This window comes from Fibrobacter sp. UWT2 (genome assembly GCF_900142545.1).
Taxonomy (GTDB): domain Bacteria; phylum Fibrobacterota; class Fibrobacteria; order Fibrobacterales; family Fibrobacteraceae; genus Fibrobacter.
The window spans coordinates 100,433-111,952 of record NZ_FRBF01000001.1; the positions used below are offsets into that span (position 1 = coordinate 100,433).

Sequence of the window (11,520 nt, forward strand, 5' to 3'; positions counted from 1 at the left end):
TCCCCGGCACACCGCCGGGGACTTTTTCTATCTTAATCAAAAATATCTTCCTACTTCCTACTGTCTACTTCTAACTTCCTACTCCTCTATGACCAAACTTGACGAAATCCTCCATTCTCTGGAAGCCTCCAACCACGACTTGGTGGAAATGCTCCCGGCCAATTTGAACCACAAGATGGTGCAGAAGGCGCGCCTCGGCAAGAAGCCCGTGCCCAAGCATACGCAAGACCTGATTTTGCAGGCGGTCAATGCCCTTTTGCGTGAAAAGGCGGTCACCGAAGACAAAAAGGTGAAGCAGTACAAGCGCGTGGAAATATTCGGCGAGTAACTTTTATTAAATTACAACTATGCAACAATACCTCGATCTGCTTAAAGATATTTTGGAAAATGGTGTGGACCGCTCTGACCGTACGGGTACGGGTACGCGCTCTGTATTCGGCCGCCAGTGCCGTTACGATCTGTCCAAGGGATTCCCTTGCCTGACGACAAAAAAGCTTCATTTGCGCTCGATTATTCATGAATTGCTGTGGTTCCTGAAGGGCGATACGAACATCAAGTATTTGCATGACAACAAGGTGACCATTTGGGACGAATGGGCTGACGAAAACGGCGACCTTGGTCCGGTTTACGGTCATCAGTGGCGCAGTTGGCCGACCCCTGATGGTGGCCACATCGACCAGATTCAGAATTTGGTCAACAGCCTCAAGAACAATCCCGATTCCCGCCGTCACCTGGTGTGCGCATGGAATGTCTCTGAAGTAGACAAGATGGCGTTGCCGCCTTGTCACTGCCTGTTCCAGTTCTACGTGGGTGGTGTAGGCGCTTCTGGCAAGCGTAAGCTTAGCTGCCAGCTGTACCAGCGCAGTGCCGATACCTTCCTCGGGGTTCCGTTCAATATTGCCTCTTACGCACTCTTGACTTTGATGCTGGCTCAGGTTTGCGACTACGAACCGGGTGAATTCATTCATACTTTGGGTGATACGCATTTGTATTCGAACCATTTTGAACAGGCCCGCGAGCAGTTGACTCGTACGCCGCGCAAGCTCCCGACCATGAAGTTGAATCCGGCAGTGAAGGATCTTTTTGAATTCAAGTTCGAAGACTTTGAACTGGTGGATTACGACCCGTGGCCGACCATCAAGGCGCCTATAGCCGTATAACTTAGACGATAGAACGGGCTGCGCCCTACAGAGGAGAAACGAGAGATGTTGATTTCTGCAATTGTCGCAATTTCTCAGAATAATGTAATCGGCCGCGATGGTCATTTGCCGTGGCATTTGTCGGCGGACCTCAAGCGGTTCAAGGCGATTACGACGGGCCATTCTATTGTGCTTGGCCGCAAGAATTACGATGATATTGGACGCCCGCTTCCGAACCGCACGAATTACGTGCTGACTCGGAATGCGGCTTTTGAAGCTCCTGGCTGCATTGTTTGCAATAATCTTTCTCAGGCGATCGAGAGCGCTCGCGCCGCCCACGAAACGGAATGCTTTATCATTGGCGGCGCGGCGGTTTACCGCGAAGCCATGCCCCTGGTGCAAAAGCTTTATGTGACTCGCGTACTTGCCGATGTCGATGGCGATGTGCTGTTCCCGGAATGGGGCGACGGTTGGCATAAGGTGAGCGAAGAACGTTTCGAAGCTGACGAAAAGAACGATTATCCGACAACATTTGAAGTCTGGGAGCGTTAATTGGTCAAGCCGGAAACAATTCATAAGCAATATTTGTGGGTGACATCTGTTTCGGCTGTAGTGTTGCTCTTGCTGTTTGTCGTTTTTTTGGTGGCGGTTCGATCCAATGGCGTAGCTCCGCGACATGTCTACCTTGATAAAGGTTGGACTATTACATACAAGGGCGAAAAGACCGAAGTTGAATCTCTGGTGAACTACACGTTCCCTAAGAGACTCAGGAGCGGCGATTCGCTGATATTGGAAGGCGAAATTTCTGCGAACCTGCTTTCTCATTCCGTTTTCAGATTTCGAACGGTGCATAGTGCTGTCGAGGTTTTCGAAAACGGCGAAAGTGTGTATGAGTATGGTAAAAACCGCGTGTTTCCGGGATGCGGTTACCACTATGTCCACTTGAACCATGGCGACCATCAAAAGCTGAAAGTGGTTCTTGTCGAGAAAATAGACAAAAGAAAGATTACTTTCTCGAAATATGAACTTTTGCCAGAAGAATACGCTACGAGCGATTATTCCTCGCGCCATATTTTTGCTCTAGTCATCGGGATATTCCTTGTTCTGTTTGGTGTGCTTGCGGTCCTGATTGGAACCGTCATGCGGATATACGGTGTCAATTATTTTCGTCTGTTGATGATTGGGCTCCTGTCATTTACGTTTGGCACTTGGACAATGTGCTATACGAAACTGATTCAGGTTGTGTCGTACAATTTGACTCTCAATACGACCCTTGAATATATCTGCCTTTATTTTGCACCGATTCCGTTTACGCTGCTGCTTTGGAACATGCACCAGACGCGTCTTAATCATTCCAAGACTCAGGTCATGAAGTTCTTGGTGATCTATGAAGTTGCTTACTTGGTGGTCGCATCGATTCTTCATTTTACGGGGTTGCTGTTCTACCCCAAAATGCTTGCGTTTTTCCATGTGGTTGTTATTGCCGGGTTGGCATACTTTGTTTATTCCGGTATTCTTTACAACAAAAAAATGGATGAGTCCGGAAAGATTCTTTCCCGTGGAGTTTTGTTCTTTGTGGTGATGGTCGTGGCGGACTTGCTTCGCTTTAATTTCGCCCGCTATCTCGCTGTCGATAACTCGTTGCTGGAATCGTCTTGGATTCCTCTGGGTACGCTTGGCTTTGTGCTGTCGCTTGTACAAAGCTATGTCGTTTATTTGGTATATATTTTGGAAGACCGCGCCGAAAAGGGAGCGTTGGCTACGATGGCCTATCTGGATGCCTTGACGGGACTTTACAACCGTGCCAAGTGCCAGCAGATTTTCGAAATTCTTGACAAGAGCTTTGGTGATTATGCCTTTGTAAGCATAGACATGAATAGCCTTAAAGAGGTGAATGACCGGTATGGTCATAATGAAGGTGACCGATTCATTAAGGCTTTTGCAGAAGTTTTCAAGGAAGCTTTTAAGGGCGTTGGGACGACCATTCGTGTGGGTGGCGATGAATTTTTAGCCATTGTTCGCAGTGAACATGTGGCTGACGTGAAGAACGCTGTAAAAAAAATGATGGAACTTCAAAAAGCCAGTAGCGTCAATTTGCCGGTTCCCTTGGAAGTTGCCTATGGCATCGCCTTCAAACATGAGTTTTTGGAGTATTCTTTCAGTGTCGCCGAAGAACAGCGCATTGACGCCGAAAAGGTCTATCATTTGGCAGATGAGCGCATGTACGCCATGAAATCGTCCATGAAGTCGAAGTCGGCTCGGAAAGAATAATTTTTTGATATTTTCTTTCGTCTATTGTTTCTTGTTTTGAGTCTTTAATATATATTAAAGACATGCTAGACTTTAATGTGTTTTACCGTTTGGCGGCTGCGATTGGCATAGGCCTGATTATTGGCCTGCAGCGCGAACACACTTACTACGACCAGTCGGATAGGCATCCGGCCGGTGTTCGTACGTTTACCCTTGTGGGGCTCGCGGGGGCCATGGCGGCACTGCTTTCGGACCAGATGGGCGGTGTGGCGCCTTTTATTACCGGATTTGTTGTTGTGGGCATGCTTTTAATGGCCATGCACGTGTCTTTTGCGATTGGTCACCGTAGGCAGGATGATTCTACTGGGGGACATTTGCCTGGTGGTGACGGTATTACAACCAGTGTCGCGGTAGTGATCGTGTATTTGCTGGGCGGCATTTGTTGGTATGGCCGTTTGCTAGAATCATGCGTGATTGTGGTGGTGATTCTTTGGGTGCTTTCGGCGAAGGAACAGCTGCATACTTTTGCGCAGCGCCTCTCTAAAGAAGACATTATTGCCATTGTGAAATTCGCGGTGATTACGGCGTTGGTGCTGCCGTTCCTTCCGAACAATTCTTATGGCCCGCCGGGACTTGAAGTCTTGAATCCGCGGTCGATTTGGATTTTTGTGGTGTTCATTTCGGGCATCGGTTTTGTGGGCTACGGTCTGATTAAGCTTGTGGGGCCTGGCAAAGGCATTTGGCTTACGGGCTTGCTCGGCGGCCTTGCCAGCAGTACGGCGCTGACCTTGAATTTGGCAGGGCGCAGCCGTGAAAACGAGGCTTACGCTTCGGACTTTACGCTCGGAATTGTGCTGAGCTGGGCGGTGATGTATGCTCGTCTTTATTTGATTTGCGTTTTCTTGAGTAGCTCTTTGGCTGGCCCCCTTGCGCTGCCGCTGCTATTGCCTGTGGTGCCGGCGCTGGGCTATGCGCTTTACCTCAAGCTGAAGGAATTCCGCAATCACCAGCAGAAATCGGCTGATTTTACGAACCCCTTCAAACTGTTGCCTGCGATCAAGTTTGGCGTCATCTTTACCTGTGTGATGTTCGTGGCCAATGCGGCTCGCGTTTACCTGGGCTCGGGGGCGTTGCTCGCTTGTAGCTTCTTGGGCGGTGCCGCTGAAATGGATGCGGTGGCGTTCTCGGTGATTGACATGAACTTGAAATCGGGACTACCGGTGCGTGAACTGGTGCTGGCGCTTTTGTTTGCTAGCCTTGCCAATACGATCACGAAGGGTGGCTTGGTATTTTTCTTGGGTGCAAAATCAATGCGTCGTCCGATATTGCCTGCTGTCATCTTGATTTGCCTTGTGACTGCTGGGTTGATCGGGTATTATGCGTTCTTATAAAAAAGGATAGGGTATGGGTGAAAAAATGATTCACGCTTTGACGGTGGCGGGCTTTGACGGTTCTGCCGGAGCAGGCTTTATCTCGGACATCAAGACGATGGCGCATTTTGGCGTCTACGGGCAGGCGGTCTGTACGGCGCTCACTCAACAGAACGAAGAAGAATTTGTTGCCCCTGGCTGGGTCATTTGGGACCGCATCGAGGCTCAGCTCGAAACACTCTTTAAAAAACATAAGTTCAAGTACGTGAAAATCGGCCTTGTTGAAAAGGCGCGTACTTTGAAGCGTATTGTGGAATTTGTCCGTGAAAAGTCTCCGGATGCATTCATCGTGTGGGATCCGATTGCAAGTGCGAGTGCTGGTTTCCACTTTATGCGCGATGCCGAAAAGTTCTTGCCGATTATGAAGTCCATTGACTTGGTGACGCCGAACCAAGATGAATTCGCGTACTTGGGCTTGGGCCTTGCGGAATCCCGCGGTCAAATTAAGATGGGCCGCGACTTTGCCGTGTTACTGAAGGGTGGCCACGCTCGCGGCAAGGAATCGATTGATACCTTGTGGTATAACGAAGAACAGTTCAAGTTTATCAGTCCGAGGTTCCCCGGTAAAGGCAAGCACGGCACCGGCTGCGTGCTCAGTTCCGCAATCCTTGCGAACGTTGCGCTTGGCAAAGACGTTCCCACCGCCTGCGAAATCGCGAAGAACTACATGAACGAATACCTGCAAACTGGCGAAGGCCGCCTCGGGTTCTTGGTTTAGATTTCCCCTTTACAAAAAAAAGGCACTCGATAGAGTGCCTTAAAATTTTTATGAATTTCTCCGTGCCGAAGGCACTCATTAACAAACGAATGTTTGTTAATGCAGGGAGGGTTTTAGGGAGGGGGAAAGGATTTCCTCCTCCCTAGTCATTAATCTTCTTCTGCAGGGCGCTTGGAGAGCTGCTTACGCTTGATCGGGTCGAGCTCGGTCTTGCGGAGGCGCAGCACTTCCGGCGTGACTTCGATGCATTCGTCTTCGTTGATGAAGGTGACGCATTCTTCCAAAGTCAGGCGGCGGTACGGAGTCAGCTGAATCATGTCGTCGGCAGACTTGGAACGCATGTTGGTAAGGTGCTTACCCTTGGTCACGTTCACGATGATGTCGACGTCGCGGTTGTGTTCACCCACGATCATGCCCGGATAAACTTCGGCACCCGGTCCGATGATGAGGTAGCCGCGGTCTTCCAGGTTGGAAAGGGCATAGCTTGCGGCTTCGCCCGGTTCCTTCGCAATGAGCACGCCGTTCACGCGGGCCGGAATTTCGCCCTTGTACGGTTCGTAGTCCTTGAAGATGGACTGGCTGATGGCGTAACCCTTGGAAAGGGACAACAGCTTCGGGCGGATACCGATAAGGCCACGGCTCGGAACGAGGTATTCGAGAGTGACGCGGTCGTTTTCGTCGGTGGTCATGTTGACCATTTCGCCCTTACGGGTGTTGATTTCCTGGATGCAGGCGCCGCTGAATTCGTTCGGCACTTCGACCTTGAATTCTTCGATCGGTTCCAGAAGCTTGCCGTTTTCGTCGGTCTTGAAAATCACCTGCGGACTCCCGATGGTGAATTCATAGAGTTCACGACGCATGTTTTCGACGAGGATGGTCAAGTGGAGAATGCCACGGCCAGACACCTTGAAGGTAGAAGCGCCGTCGACCTTTTCGACGAGGAGGGCGGGGTCTGCCATGTGGGCGCGTTCCAGACGTTCCTGGAGCTGGTTACCCGTCATGAACTTTCCGCCGTACTTACCGGCCAGGGGCGAGGTGTTCACGGTGAAGAGCATGGAGATGGTCGGCGGGTCAATATGGATGCGGGGGAGGTGCACCGGATTGTTCGTCGAAGAAAGGGTGTCACCAATGTCGAAGTTGTCGAGACCGGCAATCAAGATGATGTCGCCCGGACCGGCTTCTTCGATGGGCTGCGGGGTCAGGCCTTCGTAGCGCAGAATCTTCTGGATACGGATGTTCTTGACCTTGCCGTCGGTCATAGCCTGGGCAACGGTCATGTTCGGCTTGAAGGTACCCTGCTGCACGCGGCCCACGGCCAAACGGCCAAGGAAGCCCGAGTATTCGAGGGAGGCAATCTGCAGAAGCGGTTCTGCATTCGGATCGCCCTTCGGGGCCGGGATGCGTTCGATAATCTTGTCCATCAAAATGTGGAAGTCGCCATCGGGGTCTTCCATTTCGGCCTTGCAGATGCCCTTACGGCCAGAACCGAACACCTTGTCGAAGTCCAGCTGCTGTTCGTTGGCGTCAAGTTCGCAGAACAAGTCGAACACCTTGTCGAGAGCGGCGTGCGGGTTGCAGCCGTCACGGTCGATCTTGTTCACGACCACGATAGGAATAAGTCCCATTTCAAGGGCCTTCTGGGTCACGAAGCGGGTCTGAGCCATGGGGCCTTCGAAGGCGTCCACCACCAGAATCACGCCATCCACCGTGCCGAGCACGCGTTCCACCTGGCCACCGAAGTCGGCGTGCCCCGGGGTATCGACGATGTTCACGCGATAGCCCTTGTACATGACGCTCGTGTTCTTGGAAAGGATGGTGATGCCGCGTTCACGTTCCAGGTTGTCGGAGTCCATCACGCGTTCGTTCACTTCTTCGTTTTCGTGGAAGGTTCCGCACTGCTTGAGGAGCTGGTCCACCAGGGTAGTCTTACCGTGGTCAACGTGGGCGATAATGGCGACGTTTCTGATTTTAGATGTATCCATAATGGCTCTTTTGATTGACGTTTATTTTTGCGCGCAAATTTAGAAATTATAGCCGATTATGGCAATGTTTTTGGGGCAAGTTTACTATATTTGGGCTACTATGGCAAAAGAATTCGACAATTTTGATGACGAAGAAATGGACGAAGCTGCCCTCGAGAAGTTTGAATCCGAGGACTCCCTTGCCCAGACCCCCCAGGTTCGCGACTATAGCGACCGCCGTATCCTGATTTGGGAAGAAGATGATTCGCACCGCGAAGCTTGCCTTACCGTGCTGACCGACCTTTTGGTGGGTGCTACCATCAAGGCCGTAAAGACCGAGGCAGAAGCCCAGGAACAGCTTGAAAACGACGACTGGGATACTTTCGTTGTCGACTTCTACACCGAAGGCGTTTCCGCAAGCGACTTCATCAAGAGCGCGAACAATTATCCGGGTTCTATCCTGGTGGCCCTGAACATGGGTCCGCTGACTCTTGCTGAAGAACGTGATCCGTCCCGCACCGAATTGCTTCGTAGGCTTTTCGACGTGGAACGGGCCAATACGCAGATTCACGCTTAATTACAGAAATACAGTTCGCCCGGAGTCGGTGCGTCAAGGCACCAAGACGAGGAATCCGAACGCACTTTCCAGCGGTCAATGTTCAGTTGGCCGCTTTGATTGTATTTGCCGCTACCCAGAGCCGGAACGACGTTGGTGTGCAGCGAGTCGGGGGCGCTTGCGTAGTACAGGGAATCTAGGGTGATTCCGTCGCATTGCAAGATAATGCTCCCTTTGCTGTTGGTCATGTCGCTCCAACCGTCGGTGTTCACGTGTTCTGCCGGAGTCTTTTCGGAAACGGCATCGCCCAAGACCAGGGCTGCTCCCGGCAGGATTTCGCTTGCGGTGAGAGCGTAACGCTTGAGGGCGTTGGAACTGGTGATGCCCAGAACGCAGTCGTCCAGGAGCAGGGTGTCGATGCTTCCGTTGTAGATTTCAACGAATTCATACTGAGTGCTATCCTTGGCGTTGGGGGCGGAGTAGTATTCCGTAATCAGCAGGTCGTCGGCCTTTGGCTTACGGAATCCGGCTCGCAGGGGCAGCGTGATTTCGACATGACGCTCCTCTGCGGTTTGGATGCCTAGAGCTACTTTACTCCGGAGGGAGTTCAAGGTCAGGTTGGGTACCGGGCTGTCTTCGGTGAGCAGGAACTTGTCACTTAAGCTGTAGATGGCGTTCCCGTCGGAGTCAAAGAGAGAAATCTGCACATCGTATTCGACGCCGAGCTTCAGCATGTCGCTTTTGAAGTAGATTTTCCCAGTAGATTCCACCATGGGAATTTCGTAGCGGTCGCTTTCCGAAGTGAGAATCATGGTACCGCTGGCGATACCGCTTTCGTTCTTTAGCCCCGTAGGAACTTCCACTAGCACGAACCCTACGATGGGGTGCATCTGGATGGAAAGATTCTCGATGGAACCGGCTTCCAGCTTGGTCGACAGTTCGCCCACCTGCATCAGGGCCCCGTTGGCATAGATTTCAGCCTTGAAGGACCAGTTGTCGCTAGGGAACAGGTCCATGTTAAAGAGGGCGCTGTCGGCGGAGCGTACGTAGTGGAGCGTGTCCGCTCCGTAGCAGTCCAGCACCAGGCTGTCTAACAGCGGGGGAGTGCTGTATTGCAGCTTGAGCGCGACGGATGCGTGTTCTGCACCACTGATGGTGGCGCTGGTTTCGTGGGTTTCGCTGCCACAGTTCCAGAGGGCTAAGGCACAAAGGATAGATGTGGCCATGGTTGCGTGTTTTGTTCTAATAGGACTCATATTACCTCCATTTGGTTGAGTGGTCCTATTTATTAACACGCTAAAATTGAAAAAACGGTTCAAAATTTAGAGCTTTAGAGCCTTTTGTCCGTTTTGTTTGCGGTTTCCTTGCAATTTGGTGGCGCAGGCTTTGTCTTGGCGCAGGATTTTGACCAGGGCGCTGGGGGTCAGGTTGAATGCCGCCGCTGCCGCCTTGGTGTCGCCGTTTTTGGTCGCCATGATGTCGAAAACGTGGGCGACGAACAATGGGAACAAGGGATTGGAGGGTTGCAGGTGGCCGTTACTGCCCGGGAAGGGCATCTCGGGGTTGGCGGGGGTTTCGCGAACCTGCAAGGCCAGGGCCATTTGCATTCGGTGTAGCGCATGGACCTTGTTTTCGTGAGCGCTCCTGCCTTCGCACGATTTGATTTCTAAATTGAAATCCCGTAAACCGAGCAGAACGCCCGTGTTGGTCTTGTTGCGGTGCTGACCGCCGGGGCCCGACCCTTGAAAACCCTTGAGGGTGCAAGCGCGGAGCAGTTCGTCCAGCGTCATTTTTAAATAGGTATCGCGATGCATACTCTTAAAAATACATTTGTTGTGGCCCTTGCGATAGGGCTTGGTGTAATCTTTTCGGCCTGTGCGGGTTCTTCGAATGCAAAAGATACGAACGATCCGCGCAACGAATCCCTGGTGGACGCCACTCTTGGCGAATCGGCAGAAATCAAGAACGAAAAGGTGGAACACCGCGAATACGACAAGCAGGCCATGCTCGAATCCATGTTCCAGAATCTCCTGAACGCTATTCACGAAGATACGCCTGCCGACGATCTTTATGCCATGCTGACCGATTCTTCGGAATACTGGCTCGACACGTTGGAAAATCATGCGAGAACGTACAGACCCGAGGATTTGGATACTTGCCAGTTCTACGAAATCTATTCGATTCTGCTTTACCGCCTTTACGAACGCGAACACCTGTGGCAGGTTCCCGAAGACCGCATGCTGTGGCTCTATATGTCGAAGGCGGGAATCATGCATAACTTTACCAAGCTGAAATTGGGACCCATGAAAATCAAGAATGACCGCGGAAGCATCGGACTTGAACAGAGCCCCGAAGTGCCGATCATGATTTTTGAATGGGACGATAAGTCCTGGAAACTGGACCTGGTCGAAACGGTGCCCCTGATTACCAAGGGTATCGAGGCGACGGCCGTCAAGAAGAGCTGGACCAACAAGAAACTGGCACTCTACTGGCTGGACCGCGAATACCACATGACCTATTCTAGGCTGGACGATTCTCTTTGCGAACCGATCGGGTTCTAATAAATGCGGATGAAACATTTTAAGTTTTTTGCTGTCTTGTTGATGTCTGCGGTCTGCTTATGGGCCGCACCCAAGGGTAAGCCTTATACGGCCGGTTCTGCAAAGGTCGTTGGCGCTGTCGAATCCAAGAAGCCGTTTAGTGGCGAACGCCTTTTTGCGACGCTGGATTCCGTAGGCGGTACGGGCACCTGGATGGAATGGGACGTGAACGGTGTCAAGGACCCGTCGCTGATGGGGGTTCTGGAACCTATGCTGAAAGGCACCAACAAGCCTGAAATGGTGTGGGTGATTACGGAACGCGCAAAGCCTTTGGCTGCGGTACTTTTGCCCAAGGGAAATGGCGAGACGATTCTGTTCTACGAGCTGCAATCCCTTGATGCAAAACCGGAACCGCTGGCGATCAATCCGGTTCTTCGCCCCGACGTAGTTCTCAGGGATTACAGACAAATTTCTGAAACGGAATATGCTCACCGCGACAAGGACAACCTGAAGGTGAAACTGCTTCCGTCGGGAATGATTTTCTCTTACGACAAGAAGGGCGACGAACCCCTTTACATGGTAAAGGATTACGCTTCGAGGACTCTTGACGAAAAGGCTTCGATTCTGACGGATTATGAAGACTATTTCAAGTATGAATATTCCTTGATGCTTAGGGCCTTTGTGCAGTCGGTTCGTGGTGTGTTCAATTGGCAGCCGTGGCATTGGTACATGCCTGCCTGGAATTCCAAATGGATGCTGAAACGCTCCGAGCTGGAGGCGATTCTTGTACGTGGCGTTGCCCCCTCGTTTTTCAAGCTTTTCAAGGCTACGACGGCAGCCGGAGAAACCATTGAATTCCGCACGAACGGAAATGGCTATTCGGAATTGGAAATTCGCCGCTAAAAAGTAAATCTGGGCTCCCGCTA

12 protein-coding genes are annotated in these 11,520 nt (G+C 51.5%); 9 read left to right on the forward strand and 3 right to left on the reverse strand.

All coding sequences use genetic code 11. The features are described 5' to 3' along the window. Positions 1 to 88: 88 nt before the first annotated feature. From BUA40_RS00375 to BUA40_RS00400, 6 genes are all read left to right on the forward strand, one after another. Positions 89 to 328 (forward strand): hypothetical protein, encoded by a 240-nt coding sequence (locus BUA40_RS00375; RefSeq protein WP_072797155.1) that lies wholly within the window; start codon positions 89 to 91, stop codon positions 326 to 328. 19 nt (positions 329 to 347) lie between these two features. Further along, positions 348 to 1,160, forward strand: coding sequence for a thymidylate synthase (locus BUA40_RS00380; protein WP_072797157.1), 813 nt, complete (start codon positions 348 to 350; stop codon positions 1,158 to 1,160). 45 nt (positions 1,161 to 1,205) lie between these two features. Beyond that, positions 1,206 to 1,691: a dihydrofolate reductase gene (locus tag BUA40_RS00385; RefSeq protein ID WP_072797159.1), complete on the forward strand. Its 486-nt coding sequence runs from the start codon at positions 1,206 to 1,208 to the stop codon at positions 1,689 to 1,691. Between the two features lie 39 nt (positions 1,692 to 1,730). Then, the gene (locus tag BUA40_RS00390) at positions 1,731 to 3,410 is read left to right on the forward strand and encodes a sensor domain-containing diguanylate cyclase (RefSeq protein ID WP_178299482.1); all 1,680 of its coding nucleotides are present in this window, start codon (positions 1,731 to 1,733) and stop codon (positions 3,408 to 3,410) included. 62 nt (positions 3,411 to 3,472) lie between these two features. Next, on the forward strand, positions 3,473 to 4,780 hold the full coding sequence (locus tag BUA40_RS00395) for an MgtC/SapB family protein (protein WP_072797163.1): 1,308 nt from the start codon (positions 3,473 to 3,475) through the stop codon (positions 4,778 to 4,780). A gap of 13 nt (positions 4,781 to 4,793) precedes the next feature. Then, entirely contained in the window at positions 4,794 to 5,537 is a 744-nt protein-coding gene (locus tag BUA40_RS00400; RefSeq protein ID WP_072797165.1) for a hydroxymethylpyrimidine/phosphomethylpyrimidine kinase, read from the forward strand. A gap of 149 nt (positions 5,538 to 5,686) precedes the next feature. Here the strand turns inward: BUA40_RS00400 and typA are convergent, their stop codons facing one another. Then, positions 5,687 to 7,519 carry a translational GTPase TypA gene (gene typA, locus BUA40_RS00405; RefSeq protein ID WP_072797168.1) on the reverse strand — a complete coding sequence of 611 codons (1,833 nt, stop codon included), beginning with the start codon at positions 7,517 to 7,519 and terminating at the stop codon, positions 5,687 to 5,689. A 100-nt stretch (positions 7,520 to 7,619) separates the two neighbouring features. Between typA and BUA40_RS00410 the strand changes: the two genes are divergently transcribed. Then, entirely contained in the window at positions 7,620 to 8,075 is a 456-nt protein-coding gene (locus BUA40_RS00410; protein ID WP_143149640.1) for a hypothetical protein, read from the forward strand. Here the strand turns inward: BUA40_RS00410 and BUA40_RS00415 are convergent. After that, positions 8,072 to 9,310 (reverse strand): hypothetical protein, encoded by a 1,239-nt coding sequence (locus tag BUA40_RS00415; protein ID WP_072797172.1) that lies wholly within the window; start codon positions 9,308 to 9,310, stop codon positions 8,072 to 8,074. The genes BUA40_RS00410 and BUA40_RS00415 overlap by 4 nt on opposite strands. A gap of 66 nt (positions 9,311 to 9,376) precedes the next feature. After that, a complete protein-coding gene (locus BUA40_RS00420; protein WP_072797174.1) occupies positions 9,377 to 9,868 on the reverse strand; it encodes a peptide chain release factor family protein in 492 nt (163 codons plus the stop codon). Here BUA40_RS00420 and BUA40_RS00425 point away from each other — a divergent pair. Then, a complete protein-coding gene (locus tag BUA40_RS00425; protein ID WP_072797175.1) occupies positions 9,863 to 10,615 on the forward strand; it encodes a hypothetical protein in 753 nt (250 codons plus the stop codon). The two genes, BUA40_RS00420 and BUA40_RS00425, sit on opposite strands and share 6 nt — an antisense overlap. A 9-nt stretch (positions 10,616 to 10,624) precedes the next feature. Then, on the forward strand, positions 10,625 to 11,497 hold the full coding sequence (locus tag BUA40_RS00430) for a hypothetical protein (RefSeq protein WP_143149641.1): 873 nt from the start codon (positions 10,625 to 10,627) through the stop codon (positions 11,495 to 11,497). Positions 11,498 to 11,520: the final 23 nt, after the last annotated feature.

Bases quoted from the DNA above. Each gene is read 5' to 3' on its own strand.
- BUA40_RS00375 (WP_072797155.1), top strand. From the start codon at position 89: ATGACCAAACTTGACGAAATCCTCCATTCTCTGGAAGCCTCCAACCAC.
- BUA40_RS00380 (WP_072797157.1), top strand. From the start codon at position 348: ATGCAACAATACCTCGATCTGCTTAAAGATATTTTGGAAAATGGTGTG.
- BUA40_RS00385 (WP_072797159.1), top strand. From the start codon at position 1,206: ATGTTGATTTCTGCAATTGTCGCAATTTCTCAGAATAATGTAATCGGC.
- BUA40_RS00395 (WP_072797163.1), top strand. From the start codon at position 3,473: ATGCTAGACTTTAATGTGTTTTACCGTTTGGCGGCTGCGATTGGCATA.
- BUA40_RS00400 (WP_072797165.1), top strand. From the start codon at position 4,794: ATGGGTGAAAAAATGATTCACGCTTTGACGGTGGCGGGCTTTGACGGT.
- typA (WP_072797168.1), bottom strand. From the start codon at position 7,519: ATGGATACATCTAAAATCAGAAACGTCGCCATTATCGCCCACGTTGAC.
- BUA40_RS00410 (WP_143149640.1), top strand. From the start codon at position 7,620: ATGGCAAAAGAATTCGACAATTTTGATGACGAAGAAATGGACGAAGCT.
- BUA40_RS00415 (WP_072797172.1), bottom strand. From the start codon at position 9,310: ATGAGTCCTATTAGAACAAAACACGCAACCATGGCCACATCTATCCTT.
- BUA40_RS00425 (WP_072797175.1), top strand. From the start codon at position 9,863: ATGCATACTCTTAAAAATACATTTGTTGTGGCCCTTGCGATAGGGCTT.
- BUA40_RS00420 (WP_072797174.1), bottom strand. From the start codon at position 9,868: ATGCATCGCGATACCTATTTAAAAATGACGCTGGACGAACTGCTCCGC.
- BUA40_RS00430 (WP_143149641.1), top strand. From the start codon at position 10,625: ATGAAACATTTTAAGTTTTTTGCTGTCTTGTTGATGTCTGCGGTCTGC.